This is a genomic window from Roseococcus microcysteis (assembly GCF_014764365.1).
GTDB lineage: Bacteria > Pseudomonadota > Alphaproteobacteria > Acetobacterales > Acetobacteraceae > Roseococcus > Roseococcus microcysteis.
The window spans coordinates 2807736-2825678 of sequence record NZ_CP061718.1; the positions used below are offsets into that span (position 1 = coordinate 2807736).

17 protein-coding genes are annotated in these 17943 nt (G+C 70.1%); 12 read left to right on the forward strand and 5 right to left on the reverse strand.

The features are described from left to right. The 4 genes from ICW72_RS13555 to ICW72_RS13570 are packed head-to-tail and all read left to right on the forward strand — an operon-like array spanning position 1 to position 3539. The gene (locus ICW72_RS13555) at positions 1–1041 is read left to right on the forward strand and encodes an ABC transporter permease (RefSeq protein ID WP_191083192.1); all 1041 of its coding nucleotides are present in this window, start codon (positions 1–3) and stop codon (positions 1039–1041) included. Then, a complete protein-coding gene (locus ICW72_RS13560) occupies positions 1038–1937 on the forward strand; it encodes an ABC transporter permease (protein ID WP_191083193.1) in 900 nt (299 codons plus the stop codon). Before ICW72_RS13555 ends, ICW72_RS13560 begins: the two co-directional genes overlap by 4 nt. Next, the gene (locus ICW72_RS13565; RefSeq protein WP_191083194.1) at positions 1934–2761 is read left to right on the forward strand and encodes an ABC transporter ATP-binding protein; all 828 of its coding nucleotides are present in this window, start codon (positions 1934–1936) and stop codon (positions 2759–2761) included. Before ICW72_RS13560 ends, ICW72_RS13565 begins: the two co-directional genes overlap by 4 nt. Positions 2762–2765: 4 nt before the next feature. Then, positions 2766–3539 (forward strand): ABC transporter ATP-binding protein, encoded by a 774-nt coding sequence (locus tag ICW72_RS13570; RefSeq protein WP_191083195.1) that lies wholly within the window; start codon positions 2766–2768, stop codon positions 3537–3539. Here the strand turns inward: ICW72_RS13570 and ICW72_RS13575 are convergent. Continuing rightward, the gene (locus ICW72_RS13575; protein ID WP_191083196.1) at positions 3530–4468 is read right to left on the reverse strand and encodes a glucokinase; all 939 of its coding nucleotides are present in this window, start codon (positions 4466–4468) and stop codon (positions 3530–3532) included. The two genes, ICW72_RS13570 and ICW72_RS13575, sit on opposite strands and share 10 nt — an antisense overlap. Positions 4469–4634: 166 nt before the next feature. On the opposite strand from ICW72_RS13575, the gene ICW72_RS13580 reads away from it, so the two are divergent. Beyond that, the gene (locus ICW72_RS13580; RefSeq protein ID WP_191083197.1) at positions 4635–6656 is read left to right on the forward strand and encodes a PhoX family protein; all 2022 of its coding nucleotides are present in this window, start codon (positions 4635–4637) and stop codon (positions 6654–6656) included. Positions 6657–6698: 42 nt separating this feature from the next. Here the strand turns inward: ICW72_RS13580 and ICW72_RS13585 are convergent, their stop codons facing one another. The 3 genes from ICW72_RS13585 to ICW72_RS13595 form a co-directional block, all read right to left on the reverse strand. Next, on the reverse strand, positions 6699–7658 hold the full coding sequence (locus tag ICW72_RS13585) for a Bug family tripartite tricarboxylate transporter substrate binding protein (protein WP_191083198.1): 960 nt from the start codon (positions 7656–7658) through the stop codon (positions 6699–6701). Between the two features lie 90 nt (positions 7659–7748). After that, positions 7749–8699 carry an acetamidase/formamidase family protein gene (locus tag ICW72_RS13590; protein WP_191083199.1) on the reverse strand — a complete coding sequence of 317 codons (951 nt, stop codon included), beginning with the start codon at positions 8697–8699 and terminating at the stop codon, positions 7749–7751. Positions 8700–8774: 75 nt separating this feature from the next. Further along, entirely contained in the window at positions 8775–9782 is a 1008-nt protein-coding gene (locus ICW72_RS13595; protein ID WP_191083200.1) for an MBL fold metallo-hydrolase, read from the reverse strand. A gap of 101 nt (positions 9783–9883) precedes the next feature. Between ICW72_RS13595 and ICW72_RS13600 the strand changes: the two genes are divergently transcribed. After that, positions 9884–10897 carry a zinc-binding alcohol dehydrogenase family protein gene (locus ICW72_RS13600; RefSeq protein ID WP_191083201.1) on the forward strand — a complete coding sequence of 338 codons (1014 nt, stop codon included), beginning with the start codon at positions 9884–9886 and terminating at the stop codon, positions 10895–10897. Continuing rightward, the gene (gene hrpB / locus ICW72_RS13605; RefSeq protein WP_408639207.1) at positions 10894–13311 is read left to right on the forward strand and encodes an ATP-dependent helicase HrpB; all 2418 of its coding nucleotides are present in this window, start codon (positions 10894–10896) and stop codon (positions 13309–13311) included. Before ICW72_RS13600 ends, hrpB begins: the two co-directional genes overlap by 4 nt. 4 nt (positions 13312–13315) lie before the next feature. Here hrpB and ICW72_RS13610 read toward each other — a convergent pair whose 3' ends face one another. After that, entirely contained in the window at positions 13316–14329 is a 1014-nt protein-coding gene (locus tag ICW72_RS13610) for a TerC family protein (RefSeq protein ID WP_191083202.1), read from the reverse strand. A 327-nt stretch (positions 14330–14656) separates the two neighbouring features. Here ICW72_RS13610 and ICW72_RS13615 point away from each other — a divergent pair, with 327 nt between their 5' ends. From ICW72_RS13615 to ICW72_RS13635, 5 genes are read left to right on the forward strand one after another with little or no spacing between them, the layout of a single operon-like run. Next, positions 14657–14932, forward strand: a complete 276-nt coding sequence (locus ICW72_RS13615; protein ID WP_191083203.1) for a twin-arginine translocase TatA/TatE family subunit — start codon at positions 14657–14659, stop codon at positions 14930–14932. A gap of 40 nt (positions 14933–14972) precedes the next feature. Continuing rightward, on the forward strand, positions 14973–15587 hold the full coding sequence (locus tag ICW72_RS13620; RefSeq protein ID WP_191083204.1) for a methylthioribulose 1-phosphate dehydratase: 615 nt from the start codon (positions 14973–14975) through the stop codon (positions 15585–15587). A 25-nt stretch (positions 15588–15612) separates the two neighbouring features. Next, positions 15613–16152, forward strand: a complete 540-nt coding sequence (locus ICW72_RS13625; RefSeq protein ID WP_191083205.1) for a 1,2-dihydroxy-3-keto-5-methylthiopentene dioxygenase — start codon at positions 15613–15615, stop codon at positions 16150–16152. Beyond that, a complete protein-coding gene (gene mtnC, locus ICW72_RS13630) occupies positions 16152–16841 on the forward strand; it encodes an acireductone synthase (protein WP_191083206.1) in 690 nt (229 codons plus the stop codon). The genes ICW72_RS13625 and mtnC overlap by 1 nt, the downstream gene beginning before the upstream one ends. Before the next feature lie 54 nt (positions 16842–16895). After that, positions 16896–17870, forward strand: coding sequence for a magnesium transporter CorA family protein (locus ICW72_RS13635; protein ID WP_191083207.1), 975 nt, complete (start codon positions 16896–16898; stop codon positions 17868–17870). Positions 17871–17943 lie beyond the last annotated feature (73 nt).

The window sequence follows — 17943 nt, forward strand, 5'->3', positions numbered from 1 at the left end:
ATGAGCGCCACAATGGGCGGGGCCGGCGCGCTGCGAGGCGCCCGCCGGGGAGGCGAATTCGTCCTCCAGGTGGCGCTGACGCTGCTGGGCCTGCTGGCCGTCACCTTCTTCATCGGCCGGGTGGTGCCGATCGACCCGGTGCTGGCCGTGGTGGGCGACCAGGCGCCGCGCGACGTCTATGAGGCGGTGCGCGCGGAGCTGGGCCTCGACCAGCCGCTGTGGATGCAATTCTGGCTCTACGTCCAGAAGATGGCGGTGGGGGATTTCGGCACCTCGCTGGTGACGAACCGGCCGGTGCTGGACGACATCGCCCGCGTGTTCCCGGCCACGCTGGAGCTGGCCACCATCGCCACCATCATCGGCGTGGTGCTGGGCGTGCCCATGGGCATCGCGGGTGCGGTGTATCAGGACCGCTGGCCGGACCAATTGGTCCGCGTGATCGGCCTGGTGGGTTATTCCGTGCCCATCTTCTGGCTGGGCATCATGGGGCTGCTGGTCTTCTACGGCATCCTGGGCTGGGTCTCCGGCCCCGGGCGGCTCGGCGTCTTCTTCGAGGGCATCGTGGACCCGGTGACGGGTGTGATCCTGATCGACGCCGCCATCGCGGGCGAGTGGGAGGTGTTCTGGAACGCCGTCAGCCATGTGGTGCTGCCGGCCGCGGTGCTGGGCTATTTCTCCATCGCCTACATCGCGCGCATGACGCGGTCCTTCATGCTGGACCAGCTCAGCCAGGAATATGTCATCACCGCCCGCGCCAAGGGACTGTCCGAGGCGCGGATCATCTGGGTGCATGCGCTGAAGAACATCTCCGTCCAGCTCATCACCGTGATCGCGCTGTCCTATGCGCGGCTGCTGGAAGGCGCGGTGCTGACCGAGACGGTCTTCGCCTGGCCGGGCCTCGGCCGCTACCTCACCACCGCGCTGCTGGCCGCCGACATGAACGCGGTGCTGGGCGGCACGCTGGTGGTGGGCGCCGTCTTCGTGGGGCTGAACCTGCTGTCGGACGCGCTCTACAAACTCATGGACCCGAGGGCGCGATGAGCACCTGGCGCGCACAACTCCTCACCGACACCCCCGCCTCGCGCAACCAGGCGCGGCTGGGGCAGCTCTATCGCGGCTGGCTGCAGTTCAAGCGGAACAAGCTGGCCGTGCTGGGCCTGCTGATCGTGCTGCTGCTGATCGTGGTCGCTGCCTTCGCGCCCTGGATCGCGACGCATGACCCCTATGCCCAGGACCTGTCGCGGCGCCTGCTGCCGCCGGGCACGCCGGGCAACTGGCTCGGCACCGATGAGTTCGGGCGGGACACCTATTCGCGCCTCGTCTATGGCGCGCGGATCACGTTGATGATCGTGGTGCTGGTGGCGGCCATCGCGGCCCCCATCGGCCTGCTGGTGGGCACGGCGGCCGGATATCTCGGCGGCTGGGTGGATGCGGTGCTGATGCGCCTCACCGACGTGTTCCTGGCCTTCCCCAGCCTGATCCTGGCGCTGGCCTTCGTCGCCGCGCTCGGGCCGGGCATCGAGAACGCCATCATCGCCATCGCGCTCACGGCCTGGCCGCCCTATGCGCGCATCGCCCGCGCCGAGACCATCACCATCCGCAACAGCGACTACATCGCGGTGGCGCGGATGCAGGGGGCGCGGACGGCGCGCATCCTCTGGGCCTACATCATGCCGCTCTGCGTCGCCTCGCTGGTGGTGCGGGTCACGCTGGACATGGCGGGCATCATCCTGACGGCCGCCGGCCTGGGCTTCCTCGGCCTCGGCGCGCAGCCGCCCATGGCGGAATGGGGTGCCATGATCTCGGCCGGGCGGCGCTATGTGCTGGACCAGTGGTGGGTCGCCACCATCCCGGGCATCGCCATCATCGTGGTCAGCCTCGCCTTCAACCTGCTGGGCGACGGGCTGCGCGACGTGCTGGACCCGCGCAAGTCATGAGCAAGCCGCTGCTGGAGGTCGAGGACCTCCGTGTCACCTTCCCCACACCGACCGGCCCCTTCCGGGCGGTGCGGGGCGTGTCGTTCAGCCTGGGGCGGGAGCGGCTGGGCATCGTGGGCGAAAGCGGTTCCGGCAAGTCGGTCACCGGCCGTTCGATCCTGCGCCTGCTGCCGCCCCATGCGCGGCTGGAGGCCAAGCGCCTCAGCTTCGACGGGAAGGACTTGCTGACGGCCAGCCCGGGCGAAATGCGCGCGCTCCGCGGCAGCCGCATCTCGCTGGTCATGCAGGACCCGAAATACTCGCTGAACCCCGTGATGCGCGTGGGCGAGCAGATCGCGGAGGCCGTGCGCGACAAGGGCCCCGGCGCCCGTCGCCGCGCCATGGAGATGCTGGAAGCGGTCCGCATCCGCGATCCGGAGCGCGTCTTCAACCTCTACCCGCACGAGGTCTCGGGCGGCATGGGCCAGCGCATCATGATCGCGATGATGCTGGCGCCGGAGCCGGACCTGCTGATCGCGGACGAACCCACCTCGGCGCTCGACGTCACGGTGCAGATGCAGGTGCTGGCCATCCTGGATGACCTGGTGGCGAAGCGCGGCATGGGGCTGATCTTCATCAGCCATGACCTCGACCTCGTGTCCTCTTTCTGCGACCGCGTGCTGGTCATGTATGGCGGCCGGGTGATGGAGGAACGCCATGCGCGCGACCTGCGCCAGGCCACCCACCCCTACACCCAGGGCCTGCTGGACAGCCTGCCCCGCATCGATGACGACCGCGCCGAGCTGCCCACGCTCAAGCGCGACCCCGCCTGGCTGAAGGACTGACCGCATGATCCATGTGCGGAACCTCAACGTCACCTTCGGGCATGGCGCGCAGGCGGTGCGGGCGGTGCGCGACGTGAATTTCTCCGTGGCCGAGGGCGAGAGCTTCGGCCTGGTGGGCGAAAGCGGCAGCGGCAAGTCCACCGCGCTGCGCGTGCTGGCGGGCTTGAACCCGCATTGGACGGGCGAGGCTTCGGTGGCCGGCGTCTCCGTCGGCCAGCGCGACCGCCGCCTGCCGCGCCTGGTGCAGATGGTGTTCCAGGACCCCTATGCGTCGCTGCACCCGCGCCACACGGTGGACCGCGCGCTGAGCGAGCCGCTGGAAATTCAGGGCATCGGCGATGTGGGCCCGCGTGTCGAGCGTGCGCTGGCCGATGTGGGCCTCGGCCCCGCCTTCCGCTTCCGCTACCCGAACCAGCTTTCGGGCGGGCAGCGGCAGCGCGTGGCCATCGCGCGCGCGCTGATGCTGGAGCCCAAGGTGCTGCTGCTGGATGAGCCGACCTCCGCGCTGGATGTGAGCGTGCAGGCCGAAATCCTGAACCTGCTGCGGCGGCTGCGGCGGGCGCACAACCTGACCATGCTGCTCGTTTCCCACAACCTCGCCGTCATCGCGCATATGTGCGACCGGCTGGCGGTGATGAACCGCGGCGCCATCGTCGAGGAAATGGAAGTGGCCACGCTGCGCCGCCAGGAACCGCGCGAGGCCTATACGCGCCAGCTCCTGCTCGCCAGCCGGGGCTATGACCGCGAGGTGGCGGCCAACATCATCACCTACGACTGAGGGCGCGCCACATACCGTGCCAGCCCCATCAGCGCGGGCTGGTCATGGATGATGACATGCACGGGGATGCGGGAGAGATAGGCCTGCATCTTGGGCTTGTCCTGGAAGCGGTTCAGGAAGGCCTCCACCGGCAGCAGGTCGAACAGCTTCTGGGCCGCGCCGCCGGCGAGATACACGCCGCCGCGCGCGCCCAGCAGCAGCGCCGCATCGCCGCAGAAGCCGCCCAGCGCGCGCCAGAACACGCCCACCGCCTCCTGCGCCAATATGTCCCCGCCGCGGGCGGCATCGGCGATGGTGGCGGCGTTCTTCGGGCTGCGCTTGCCGCCACGCATCTCGGCGAGCGCGGCGTAGAGGCGTGGCAGGCCGCTGCCGGAGAGCAAATCCTCGTTCGACACCGGCCCATGGCTGGGGCGCAGATGGGCCAGCAGCGCATCCTCCAGCGCGTCGCCGGGGGCGAAGGCGCTGTGCCCGGCCTCGGTGGCGATGGCCTGGCCCGCGGCCATCCCCGCCATGCCGAGGCCCGTGCCCGGTGCCACCACCAAGAGCGGCGCGCCGGGCACGGCCTCGCCCGCATGGAGGGTGCGGAGATCCTCGGCGGCGAGGGCGGGCAGGGACCAGGCAGTGGCCTCCAGGTCGTTCAGGAAATCCACCTGGCCGATGCCGAGTTCCTCGCGCAGAGCGTCGCGGTCCAGCACCCAGGGCGCGTTGGTCAGGCGGATGGGCCCGGCCTCGATGGGCGCGGCCAGCGCGCAGACGAGCCGGGCCAGCGGGCCGTCATGCCCCAGGCGTTGCAGCGCCTGGCGGATGGCCGGGGCGGGGCCGTCATGCTCCTTCACGCGCAGGGCGATGATGCGGCCATGCCGGCCGCCCTCGGCCAGGGCGAATCGGGCATTGGTGCCCCCCAGATCGGCGATGAGGGTATGGGTCATGCCGCCACCGTGCCCCAGGGCGCGCCGCGACCCAAGCCATCCCCTTCCGCAACTACATCATCACGCATTCGTCACTGATCCCGCAGCCCAACCGTCACGGTGAGCATGGATCAACGGCGTGAGGCGGGGGCGCGTTGCCGCCGCCGGGCCAGGACGAGGCATCCCGATGATCCACTCCCAGCACGACGCCCTTGTAGACCTCGAAGCGGGAGACGAGCCGCTGTCCAACCCTTCCGCCAACCCCTTCTTCACCGACATCGCCGCCCAGCGCATGTCGCGCCGCGGCTGGATGGCAGGCGGCATGGCCGCCTTCATGACGGGCTTCCTGCCTGTCGGTTCCGCCAAGGCCTCGGTGACCGGCCCGCAACCCGCCATCGGCTTCCAACCCGTGCCCGTTGCGGTGCATGACCGCGTCACCCTTCCGCCCGGCTATTCCGCGCAGGTGTTGATCCCGCAGGGCACCATGCTGGATGGCAGCGCCGGCCGGCCCCTGGTCGAGATGTCGGGCGAGGAACAGGGCCGCGCCATCGGCGCCCACCACGACGGCATGCATTTCTTCCCGATCGAGGGGCAGGCGCCGGACCAGGGCAGCAGCACCGAGGGGCTGCTCGTGCTGAACCACGAATATGTGGAGCCGCGCTTCATGCATGCCCGCGCCGCCGGACTCAGCCTCGGCGCGGGGCGCATGCCGCTGGAGGATGGCGCCCGCAACCCCGACGAGGTGCTGAAGGAGATCAACGCCCATGGCGTCTCCGTCGTGCGCGTGGCTCGCGGCACCTATGGGGCCTGGAATGTCGTGGCGGACCCGCGCAACCGCCGCGTCACCGGCGGCGCGCCCATGGAGATCGCGGGCCCGGCGCGCGGCCACGCCCTGCTGCGCACGAAATACAGCCCGGACGGCACCCGCACCCGCGGCACCCTCAACAATTGCGCGCATGGCGTGACGCCCTGGAACACCTACCTCACCTGCGAGGAGAACTGGGCCGGCTATTTCGTAAACCGCACCCAGCCGGAACAGCGGCCGCGCGAACAGGCGCGCTATGGCGTGCCGACCCAGCAGGCCCGCTACAACTGGGACCAGGCGCGGGGCGGGGCGGATGAGTTCCTGCGCTTCAACGCCACCATCCAGGGGACCGACGCCACCGCCGACTACCGCAACGAGCCCAATGGCTTCGGCTGGGTGGTGGAAATCAACCCCTTCGACCCCGCCAGCACGCCGGTGAAGCGCACCGCGCTGGGCCGCTTCGCGCATGAGGGCGTGGTGTTCGGCCCGGTGGCCGAGGGAAGGCCGGTGGTGGCCTATTCGGGCGACGACAGCACCTTCGAGTATATCTACAAATTCGTGAGCCGCGCGCCCTTCCACCGCGCCACCGCCAATGGCGCGCTGCTGGACGAAGGCACGCTCTACGTCGCGAAGTTCAACGCGGACGGCACCGGCGAATGGCTGCCGCTGGTGCATGGCCAGGACCCGCTGACCGCCGCCAACGGCTTCGCCGACCAGGGCGAGGTGCTGGTCAACACGCGCCTGGCCGCCGACACGGTGGGCGCCACCAAGATGGACCGGCCGGAATGGGGCGCGGTGGACCCGGTGGATGGCCGCGTCTACTTCACCCTGACCAACAACAGCCGCCGCACCGAGGCGCAGGTGGACGCCGCCAACCCGCGCCCGCGCAACGCCTTCGGCCAGATCGTCCGCTGGCGCGAGGAGGGCGACGACCACGCCGCCACCCGCTTCGCCTGGGACCTCTTCGTGATCGCGGGGCCGGAGGGCGACAGCCGCGTGACCGGCGAGGCGGCGCTGACCGCGGACAACATCTTCGCCTGCCCCGACGGGCTCTGGTTCGACGCGGACCGGCGCCTCTGGATCCAGACCGATATCGGCGAGAACGAGCAGCTGCGCGGCCCGCTCGAGCCCTTCGGCAACAATGCCATGCTCTGCGCCAACCCCGTGACGGGCGAAATCCGCCGCTTCCTCACCGGGCCTGTCGGCCAGGAGATCACGGGCGTCGTCACCACGCCGGACCGCCGCACCATGTTCGTGAACGTGCAGCACCCCGGCGCCACCACCCCGGCGGCGGACTTCGCCGCGGGCCGGGTGAACAGCACTTGGCCGGATGGCGAGGGGCGGCTGCCGCGCTCGGCGACCATCGTCATCACCAAGAACGATGGCGGCGTGATCGGGACCTGACGCCGTGGAAAAGCCGGCGCCCGCCCGGGCGCCGGCCCTGTCTCAGCCCGCGGTCAGGTTCGCGGTGCGGACGATCTCAGCATAGGTGGCGGTGTCGCTGCGGATGCGGTCCCGCAGCGCGTCCGGCCCCTGCGCCAGCACGTCAATGCCGATGGCGCCAAGCCGCGCCTGCGTCTCCGGCCGGCGGATGGAGGTGAGGAAGGCGTTGGACAGCGCCTCACGCACCGCCGGCGCCGCGCCCTTGGGCATGACCACGCCATACCACGTGTCGGAGAGAAGCTGCGGGAAACCCAGCTCCGCGCAGGTGGGCACCTCGGGCAGCATGGCGTGGCGCGTGGCGTTCACGATGCCCAGCGCGACCAGGCGGCCATCGCGCAGCCCGGGCAGCACGTCCGGCAGGTTGCCGATGGAGTAGTCCACCCGCCCCGCCAGCAGATCCACCAGCATGGGGGCCACGCCGCGATAGGGCACGTGCTCGGCGTTCAGCCCGGCCAGGATCTTCAGGTGCTCCAGCCCCATGTGCTGGCTGGTGCCCTGGCCATTGGTGCCGAAGCTGAGGCCGCGGCCCGGCGCCCGCGCCTTCGCCAGGAAGCCCGCGAAATCCGAGGCCACCGACGGATGGCAGACCAGGACATGCGGCGTGTAGACCAGCAGGGCCAGCGGTTCAAAATCCGCCTCGGCGTCATAGGGGCGCGGCTGGTGCAGCGTCTGGTTCACGGTGAAGCTGTTGGCGACCATCAGCACCGTCTGCCCATCGGCGGGCATGGCCTTCACCGCCTGCACGGCGACCAGCGTGCCCGCGCCAGGGCGGTTTTCCACCACGACATTCTGGCCGAGCAGGGAGGCCGCGCCCTCCGCCACCGCGCGCCCGACCGTGTCGAAGCTGGAGCCGGGCGGGAAGGGAACGACGTAGCGGACGGGCGAGGCGGGGCGCCACCCGCCCTGCGCCAAAGCGGGGGTGGCAAGCAGGCCGGGCAGGGCCAGCAGGGAACGACGGCGCATGAAACCTCCAGATGAAACAGGAACCTGACCCGCGCGAACGGGCCATGCTGCAATGCAGCAATTCCTGTGCCAGCCGGTGGCGTCAGCGCCTCAGAACAGCAGGCCCTTCTTCAGCAGGCCGTGCACGCCCTTCTCGCCGTTCACGGTCTGCGTCACGTGGAAATCCACCGCCAGCGAGCAGAACTGGTAGGCATCGGCCGCGCTCAGGTTGGTGCGGCTGGTGATGAAGCCGATCATCTCGCGCAGCGCGCGCTTCATCGCCTCGTCCAGATCCTCGTGCATCCCCATGGAGATGAAGTGCGTGGCGGTTTCGGCGCGGGGGTATTTGAGGTCCATCCCCTTCTCGACCGTCAGGCGGAAATGCCCCGTAAGGCACATTTCCAGGGCATTGATGCACACCTCGCCATCACCTTGCACGCCATGGCCGTCACCCGCGCTGAACAGGGCGCCGGGGGCATGGACGGGCAGGAAAAGGGTGGCACCCTCGCCGATCTCCTTGTTGTCCAGGTTGCCGCCATGGGCGCGCGGCTCCTTGGTGGAGATGGCACCCCACTCGGCCGGGGGGGCCACGCCCATCACGCCGAAGAAGGGCGAGAGCGGCAGGGTCACGCCCGGGCCCACCGGCACATGGCCCGTGCGCTTCTCGCGGTCCACGGGGATGTGCAGCATGCGCTTGTAGGGGAAGTCCTCGGGCAGGGTGCCACCCAGGGGGCGGAAGCCGCAGAAGCCCCAGTCATTGCCCAGCTCGATCTTCTCGATGTCCACGCGCAGCACGTCGCCCGGCATGGCGCCCTTCACGGCGACGGGGCCGGTCAGGATGTGCGGCCCGAGGCGCGGCGGGTTGCTGGCATGGATGGCGGCCAGGTGCGCCGGCACCTTCAGCCCCGAGGCCGGGTCCGGCATCACCTCCGGCCCGCCGGAGACGCATTCGAGGATGACCAGGTCCCCGCTCTCCACCTCGATCAGCGGCTTGTAGCTGGCGTCGAAGGTGCCCCAGCGGATGGTCTCGGGCGTGGCGGACAGGCGATGAGTGGCGGGCATGCGCGGCTCTCCAGGGTTCCACTATCCTGTTGCCGAGACGCGCGCGCGGGGTCAATCCGCGCGCGCATCAGGGGTTCAGGTGAACTGCGCGGGGCGGGGAACGTAGAGATAGCCCTCGCCATCCCGGATGATGCGGCCGAAGCCGGGCCAGGGCACATGGACGCCGCCCATCAGGATGCCCTCGCTCGCCAGCATGTCGAGCGTGCGGACGCGGCTTTCCACCCCCGCATCCGGGTCCACGTCCACGCCCACGCGCCAGCGCGGCCGGGCGAGCTGGATCACCATCTGGTGGGCGATGTCGCCCCAGATCAGCATGGTCTGGTTTTGCGAGGTCAGGCGGAAGCTGACATGGCCGGGGGTGTGGCCGGGGGCAGGCTCCATGAAGACGCCGGGAATGACCTCCAGCCCCGAGCGCATCTCCACCGTTCGGATGCGGTTCGGATAGGGCCCGATGGCCCGCCGCGCGGCCTGGATGAAGCGCTGGCCCTGGGGCACGCGGCTTTCCATGCCGGGGTCGGTCCAGAACTGGTGGTCCACCTGGGTGACCACAATCTCGGCATTGGGGAAGTTGCGCGTGGTGCCGTCATAGCTGAGGCCGAGCGCGTGCTCGGGGTGGATGTGCGTCAGCAGCACCGTGTCCACCTGCTCCGGGCTGTAGCCGCTGGCGCGCAGCGCGTCGAGCGTCTGGCCGGTGGTGGGGATGAAGCTGGAATGCCCGCCGCAATCCACCAGCGCCAGGTTGCGCCCGGTGTTGAGCAGATAGGCGCCCACGGGCTGGTGCAGCGCGCCGCTGTCGCTGCGGAAGGCGCGTTCGCGCAGGGGGGCGATCTGCTCCGGCGTGCTGTCGGGAAAGAAGCGCTGGATGCCGTCGGGCTGGCCCTGCATGGCGCCGTCCAGCAGCGTCGTCACCTCCACATCGCCCACCTTCATGCGGTGGAAGCGGGGCGGCATGGGGCCCTGCTGGGGCGGCACGCTGCGGGCCGGCTGGGCCTGGGCGTTCATGGGCGTCGCGGTGGCGGTGGCCAGGCCGGCGGCGCCGAACAACGCGGCGCGGCGGGCGAAGGAAAGCAGTTTCAGGTCCATGGGGCCGTCTCCCGTTTCGTCTCGCGGGGGAATAGGGTGGAGGTCCGAACATGTCAGCCCGTTCATGTTCTCGGATACAAATCGTTACAGGGGAACGCCCGATGAAGGCCATCGCCTACACTCAATGCCTGCCCGTGACCGATCCCAACTCCCTGAAGGACATGGAATTGCCGGACCCCGCGGCACCAGCCGGCCGCGATGTGCTGATCGAGGTGCGCGCCGTCTCGATCAACCCGGTGGATACGAAGCAGCGTGCCAAGTCCGACCCCAAGGGTTCGCCGCGCATCCTGGGCTTCGACGGCGCCGGGGTGGTGCGCGCCGTGGGGCCGGACGCCGTGCTGTTCCAGCCAGGTGACCAAGTCTTCTGGGCGGGTGCCATCAACCGCCCCGGCAGCAATGCCGAGCTGCAGCTGGTGGATGAGCGCGTGGTGGGCCGCATGCCCACAAGCCTTACCTTCGCCGAGGCGGCCGCCATGCCGCTGACCACCATCACCGCCTGGGAAGGGCTGTTCGACCGGCTCCGCATCGCGCGCGACCCCACGCCGACGGGCGAGGCGGTGCTGATCGTGGGCGGGGCCGGGGGCGTGGGGTCCATCGCCATCCAGCTCGCGCGGAAGCTGACGGGAATGACGGTCATCACCACCGCCTCGCGCCCCGAGACGCGGGACTGGTGCCTGGACCTCGGCGCGCACCACGTGATTGACCATCGCGAGGACATGGCGGCGCAGGTGAAGGCGTTGAAGCTGCGCGTGTCGCGCATCTTCTCCACGACCAACACGGCCGCGAACTGGGCCATGCTCTGCGCCATCCTGGCCCCGCAGGGGATGATCTGCGCCATTGATGAAGGCAGCGCCGTGGATATGAGCCTGCTGCGCGCCAAGTCGGCCGGCTTCCATTGGGAGGGCATGTTCGCCCGTACCCTCTTCCAGACGCCGGACATGGAGGCCCAGCACCGCCTGCTGACCGAGGCCGCCGCCCTTCTGGATTCCGGCACGCTGCGCACGACAATGACGCGCCACCTCGGCCCCATCACCGCGGAAAACCTCCGCGCCGGGCATGCGCTGGTGGAGGGCGGCACCATGATCGGCAAGGCGGTCGCGGAAGGCTGGGTGTGACGCTTCCCGTCGAGGAGGCGCTGCCCGCGCTGCGCCAGGCGCTGCGCGAAGGGTCGAGCGCGGTGCTGGTGGCGCCGCCGGGCGCGGGCAAGACCACGCTGGTGCCGCTGGTCCTGCGCGAGGAGGAATGGGCGCAGGGCGGGAAGATCCTGGTGCTGGAGCCCCGCCGCGTCGCCGCCCGCGCCGCCGCCCGCCGCATGTCGGAGATGCTGGGCGAGAGCCTGGGCCAGACCGTGGGGATCACCACGCGGCTGGACCGCGCGACCTCGGCCGCCACGCGGGTCGAGGTGGTGACGGAGGGGTTGCTGGTGCGCCGCCTGCAATCGGACCCGGGGCTGGAGGGCGTGGCCGCCGTCATCTTCGACGAGGCGCATGAACGCCACCTGGACACCGACCTCGGCCTGGCCCTGTGCCTGGACGTGCAGCGCGGGCTGCGGCCGGAATTGCGGCTGCTGGCCATGTCCGCGACCCTCGATGCCCAGGGCTTCGCCGGGCTGCTGGGCGGCCCGCTGGTGGAGAGCGCCGGCCGCGCCTTCCCGGTGCGGGTGGAACACCACCGCCGCGACCTGACCGACCCCCGCGACCTGCCCGAGGCCATGGCGCAATCCATCCGCGCCGCCATGGCGCGTGAACCGGGTGATGTGCTGGCCTTCCTGCCCGGCTGGGGCGAAATCCGCCGCACCGCCGAACGCCTGTCGGGCCTGGACGCCGATGTGCTGCCGCTGCACGGCGAACTCCCGCCCGCCGAGCAGGACCGCGCCCTGACGCCGGGGCCGCGGCGGCGCGTGGTGCTGGCCACCTCCATTGCGGAAACCTCGCTGACCGTGCCGGGCGTGCGGATCGTGGTGGATGGCGGCTTCCGCCGCACCCCGCGCCTGGATGGCGCGACGGGGCTGACGCGCCTGGTCACCGCGCGGATCAGCCGCGCGGCGGCCGAGCAGCGCGCCGGCCGCGCGGGCCGCACCGAGCCGGGGGTGGCCATCCGCCTCTGGAGCGAGGCGCTGCACCGCGGCCTGCCCTTGCAGGACCGCCCGGAAATCCTGGAGGCGGAACTTTCCTCCCTGGTGCTGGATTGCGCGGCCTGGGGCGTGGCCCCGCGCGATCTGCCCTTCCTCGACCCCCCGCCCGAGGGCCAGGTCGCTGCCGCCCGCGCCCTGCTGGCCAGCCTGGATGCGCTGGACGAGGCGGGCCGCATCACCACCACCGGCAAGCGCATGGCCCGCATGGGCACGCATCCGCGCCTGGCGCGCATGATGTGCGCCGTGGCCGATGAGGGCGAGGCGGCCTTGGCCGCCGACCTGGCCGCGCTGCTGGAGGAACGTGACCCGTTAAGGGGCCGCGAGCCGCCCGCCGACATCACCCTGCGCCTCGATGCCCTGCACGGCCATGGGCGGGAGGAGGCGGATGGCATCGCGCTGCGCAACATCCGCCGCACCGCCGCCTTGCACCGGCGCCGCCTGGGCGTGCACGGCAACACACCGCCCGAGGGCGATGCCGGCGCGCTGCTGGCGGCGGGGTTTCCGGACCGCATCGCGCTCAAGCGCGGCACCATGGATGGCGCCTTCCGGATGGCCTCGGGGCAGGGGGCGCGGCTGTCGGTCGCGGACCCGCTGGCCAAGCAGCCCCTGCTGGCCGTGGCCGACCTGGAACTCAAGGGCACCGAGGCGCGCATCCGCATGGCGGCACCCGTCAGCCGCGCGGTGCTGGAGGCGCGCTTCCCCGACCGCTTCCGCACGGTGGAGGGTGCTTCCTTCGACGCGCGCGCGGGCGCCGTGCTGGCGCGCAAGCGGCTGATGTTCGGCCCGCTGGTGCTGGAGGACTCGCCCCTGCCCGGCGCGGACCCCTCCGTCATCGCCGAAGCCCTGGCCGTCGCGGCGGCGGAACGCGGCTTTCGCGATCTCGACTGGGGCGAATCGGGCCGGCAGTTGCGCGCCCGCATCGCGCGAATGCATGCGCTGGAAGGCGCCCCCTGGCCCGATGTGTCGGACGCCGCGCTCGCCGCCACCGCGCGGGAATGGCTGGCGCCCTACTGCGCGGGCATGTCAAAGCTGAGCGAGTTGAAGGGGGTGGATGTGGCACAGGCGCTGCTGCCCGGTGACTTGCGCCGAAAGCTGGACGCCGCCTTGCCTGCGCGTCTCTCGCTGCCGAACGGCCGCAGCGCCGCCGTGGACTACACCGCCGAGACGCCCACCCTGGAAGCCCGCGCCCAGCATTTGTTCGGCCTGCGCGACATGCCGCAGCTGGCGGGCGGGCGGGTGAAGCTGCAGGTGGCGCTGCTTTCCCCCGCCGGGCGGCCCGTGGCCATCACGGCCGATCTGGCGGGGTTCTGGGCCTCGGGCTGGGCCGATGTCCGCAAGGACATGCGCGGCCGCTACCCGAAGCATGACTGGCCGGAGAACCCGGCCAGCGCGTGAAGGTTCAGCCGGGCTGGATCTTTTCCTCGCGCGTCTCGCCACGGGTCTTCCACAGCGAGAACAGCACGCCGCCCAGGATCAGCGCCAAGGTGACGCCGAGCGAGATGGCCGGGTCCATCTTGCCCACCAGGCTGTTCCAGAAAATCTTGAGCCCGATGAAGACGAGCACCATCGCCAACGCGTATTTCAGGTATTCGAAGCGGTGCACCATGGCGGCCAGCGCGAAGTAGAGCGCGCGCAGGCCCAGGATGGCCATGATGTTGGCCGTGTAGACGATGAAGGTGTCGGTCGTGATGGCGAAGATGGCCGGCACGCTGTCCACCGCGAAGATCAGGTCGGCGATGTTGATGACCACCAGCGCGACAAAGAGCGGCGTGGCGGCACGCACCAGCTTGCCGGTTTTCTCGTCCACCTCGCGCACGAAGAACTTCTGGCCGTGCAGCTCCTTCGTCACGCGCATGCGCTTGTTCAGGAAGCGCACCACCGGGTTCTTGGACACGTCGGGGTCGGATTCCGGCACAACCAGCATCTTGATACCGGTCGCGATCAGGAAGGCGCCAAAGAAATACAGCACCCAGCCATAGTTCTGCACCAGGGCCGCACCCACCGCGATCATCAGCCCGCGCAGCACGATGACGGCGATGATGCCCCAGACGAGCGCGCGATACTGGTATTTCCGCGGGATGGCGAAGTAGCCGAAGATCAGGCTGATGACGAAGACGTTGTCGATGGACAGCGCCTTCTCGATGAAGAAGCCGGTGAAATAGGCCATGCCGGCGTGGCTGCCATCGCTGGTGGTAATGACGCCGGCCTCATAGGCCCACCAGATGCCGCCGCCATAGAGGATGGCGAAGCCGATGTAGAAGACGGAGAGCAGCAGGCTCTGCTGGATCCCCATCTCCTTGTTCTCGCGGTTGAGGACGCCGAGGTCGAAGGCGAGCAGGGCGAGGACGATGGCGATGAAGCCCGTCCACATCCACACAGGCTTCCCCAGCCATTCGAGGGCGATGAATTCCATAGGTTCGGACCCCGGGCGTGACCCCGACATGCGGGGCCGCGACGATGTTGGTGGAATGATCCGACATCGCGGAGGGCGGATGGCCGGGCGGGCGCCCTGGACAACCACCGGCCGCCAGAGGGGCCCGGATCGCGGCGAGACATGCCGCACCCGTGATCATTTTGCAAGCACGATGTTGCGCCCTGTCCATCTGGATGGGCCATGGCCATTGCCTCCGGGGGGCGGCCTCCCCACATCGTGATGGACCGGCGAACCGGTGTTTGCGCTCAAGCCGCGCGCGGACTAGGTTCCGCCCCACAGAGTTCCGATAGGGATCGAGGCGCGACGATGGGTACCTTCAGCATCTGGCATTGGGTGGTTGTTCTTCTGGTGGTCCTGCTGCTGTTCGGCAGCGGCAAGATCAGCGGCCTGATGGGCGACCTCGCCACCGGCATCAAGTCGTTCAAGAAGAACATCAAGGACGACGACAAGCCCGCGGACGCCGCCATGACGGCCGACAGCGCGCCGCCGGCCGCGCCCACCGGCAACATCCCGGGCCCGCAGCCGGCCGCGGCGACGCACACCGAGGCGCAGCAGCCCGCCGGCGGCCGCCCCGCCGCCTGATGCGACGCGCGCCGGCTCGCCCGGCGCGCCCTTCGCCCCGATGAACGCCCTTCCTGCCGAGGCGGTGGAAGCGATCCGCGCCGCCGGACGCCGCCTGGACCAACGCGGCTGGGTGCCGGCCACGGCCGGCAATATCTCCCTGCGCCTGGCGGATGGCCGCATCGCCATCACCCGTTCGGGTTTTCACAAAGGCTTCATCCCGAAGGACGGGGTGATGGCGGTGGACCTGCATGGGCGGCCCGAGGCGTCCAATTTGCGCCCCTCGGCCGAGACGGGGCTGCATTGCGGCATCTATCGCCGGTTCCCCGCCGCGCGCGCCGCGCTGCATGGGCATTCGGTGCCGGCCACGGTGCTGTCACGCCGTGGTGGCGACCACCTCGAACTGGCGGGCTACGAACTGCTGAAGGCCTTCCCCGGCCTGCCCACCCATGAGGCCAGCATCCGCCTGCCCATCCTGGACAATGACCAGGACATCGCGCGCCTCCAGGCCCGTGTGGAGCAGGTCTGGGATGCAAGGCCCGATGTGCCGCCGGGCTACATCCTGCGCGGCCATGGCGTATATGTCTGGGCCGAGGACATGCCCGGCGCCCTGATGCGCCTGGAAGCCCTGGAATTCATGCTGGCCTGCGAGCTGGAAGCCGCGCGCCTGCCCTGACCACCCTGCAAGGGAGTGACCCGCCATGAGCCGCCTCACCATCTGGGACGCCGCCACCAAGGCCGAGCTCCAGCGCACCGAGAACCCGGACGAGATCGCCGCCGCCCTGCGCGAGGTCGGCGTGCGCTTCGAGCGCTGGCCGGTGGCGGACCTGCCGCCCAAGGCCTCGGCCGACGCCGTGCTGGCCGCCTACAAGCCCCGCCTGGATGCCTTCCTGGCCGAGACCGCCGCCGGTACCGCCGATGTCATCCAGCTCACGCCCGACCACCCGATGAAGGACGCGCTCCGGGACAAGTTCCTGAAGGAGCACATCCACACCGAGGACGAGGTCCGCTTCTTCCACGAGGGCGCCGGCAATTTCGTGCTGCACATCAATGGCCGCGTCTATGACGCCCATTGCACCCGGGGCGACCTGATCAGCGTGCCGGCCAACACCCAGCACTGGTTCGACAGCGGCGACGCGCCGGACTTCACCGTGCTGCGCGTCTTCACCGACACCAGCGGCTGGACGCCCCACTACACCGGGACGGACATGGCGGAGCGTTTTCCCGTCCAGGTGGGCTGATGCCGCCCACCCACATCCTGACGGATATCGAGGGCACCACCACCGCCATCGCCTTCGTCCACCAGCGCCTGTTCCCCTATGCGGCCGAGGCGCTGGAGGGTTTTCTCGCCCGCCACGCCGCGCGCGCGGAGGTGGCGGCCATCCTTCGCGACGTGCCGGGCGAGGACAAGCTCGCCACCCTTCGCGGCTGGATGGCGGAGGATGCCAAGGTCACCCCGCTCAAGGCGCTACAGGGGCTGATCTGGCGCCAGGGCTATGACGAGGGCGCGCTGAAAGGCCATCTCTGGCCCGATGTGGCGCCGGCCCTGCGGGAATGGCAGGCGGCGGGGCTGCGTCTGGCCGTCTATTCCTCCGGCAGCGAGGAGGCGCAGCGCCTGCTGTTCCGCCATTCCGAGGCCGGCGACCTGGAAGGCCTCTTCGAGGGCTTCTTCGACACCCGCATGGGCGCCAAGCGCGAGGCCGCAAGCTATGCGCGCATCGCCGGCGCCTGGGGCGCGCCGCCGGGCGCCATCCTGTTCCTCTCCGACGTGGCCGAGGAGCTGGACGCGGCGCGGGAGGCGGGGCTTGCCACCTGCCAGCTGGTCCGCCCCGAGGATGGCACGCGCCCTTCCGGCCGCCACCCCGAGGCCGCGGATTTCATCGGCGTGACACCTTGCCTCCAGCGCTCCAAGGGCGTTGCCCGGCGCTGAATTCTTCTCTACCGGCCGCTTCGGCCCTGCACGCTCCCTCAAGGAACCCGGTGAATGCTGACAACCTTTGCCGTTCGCCAAGGGGCACTTCTGCGGGGGGAGGAGGCGGCGCCGCTGCGCGGGGCCGTCTGGATCGACCTGCTGGATCCCACGCCCGAAGAGGAGCGCCTGGTCGAGGAGGCGGTGGGCTTCGAACTCCCCTCGCGCGAGGAGATGCAGGAGATCGAAAGCTCCTCCCGCATGTACCGCGAGGGAGATGTGCTGTTCCTCACCGCGAACTTCCTGCACGGCGTGGAGGGCAGCGACTATGAGTCCACGCCCATCTCCTTCGTGTTGGCCCCCTCCGTGCTGGTCACGGTGCGCCATGCCACGCCCAAGGCCTTCTCCGTCTTCACCGCCCGTTGCCAGAAGGCGCCGGAGGCACTGCTGGGCAGCCCGGACGCCGTGCTGCTGCACCTGTTCGGCCAGATCGTGGACCGGCTGGCGGATATCCTGGAGCGGATCGGTCTCGACATCGACCGCGCCAACCAGGACGCCTTCCGCGCCGCCCGCAGCGCCAAGAAGGTGACGCAGAAGGACCAGGACCTGCGCTCGGTGCTGCTGACGCTGGGCCTGGTGGGCGACCTGACGGCGCGGACCACGGACACCCTGCTCGGCCTCACGCGCATCCTGACCTTCCTGACCGCCGAGAAATCCGCGGTGCGCAAGGAGAACCAGCACCTCATCAAGACGCTGGTGCGCGACGTGCGAAGCCTGGTCGAGCACGGCAATTCCATGAACCACAAGGCGACCTTCCTGCTCGACGCCGTGCTGGGCATCATCAACGTCGAGCAGATGAACATCATCAAGACCTTTACCGTGGTGAGCGTGGCGCTGATGCCGCCCACCCTCATCGCCAGCATCTACGGCATGAACTTCCAGCACATGCCGGAGCTGGAATGGCCCATCGGCTACCCCCTGGCGGTGCTGGCCATGATCCTGAGCGCGCTGGGGCCCGTGCTCTACTTCAAGCGCAAGGGCTGGCTGTAGCCGCCGCCGCGTCCGGCTTTCCGGACGCCGCGTTCGGCTTTGCGAACGGGCGCTGACGGCCCACGCGCGGCCG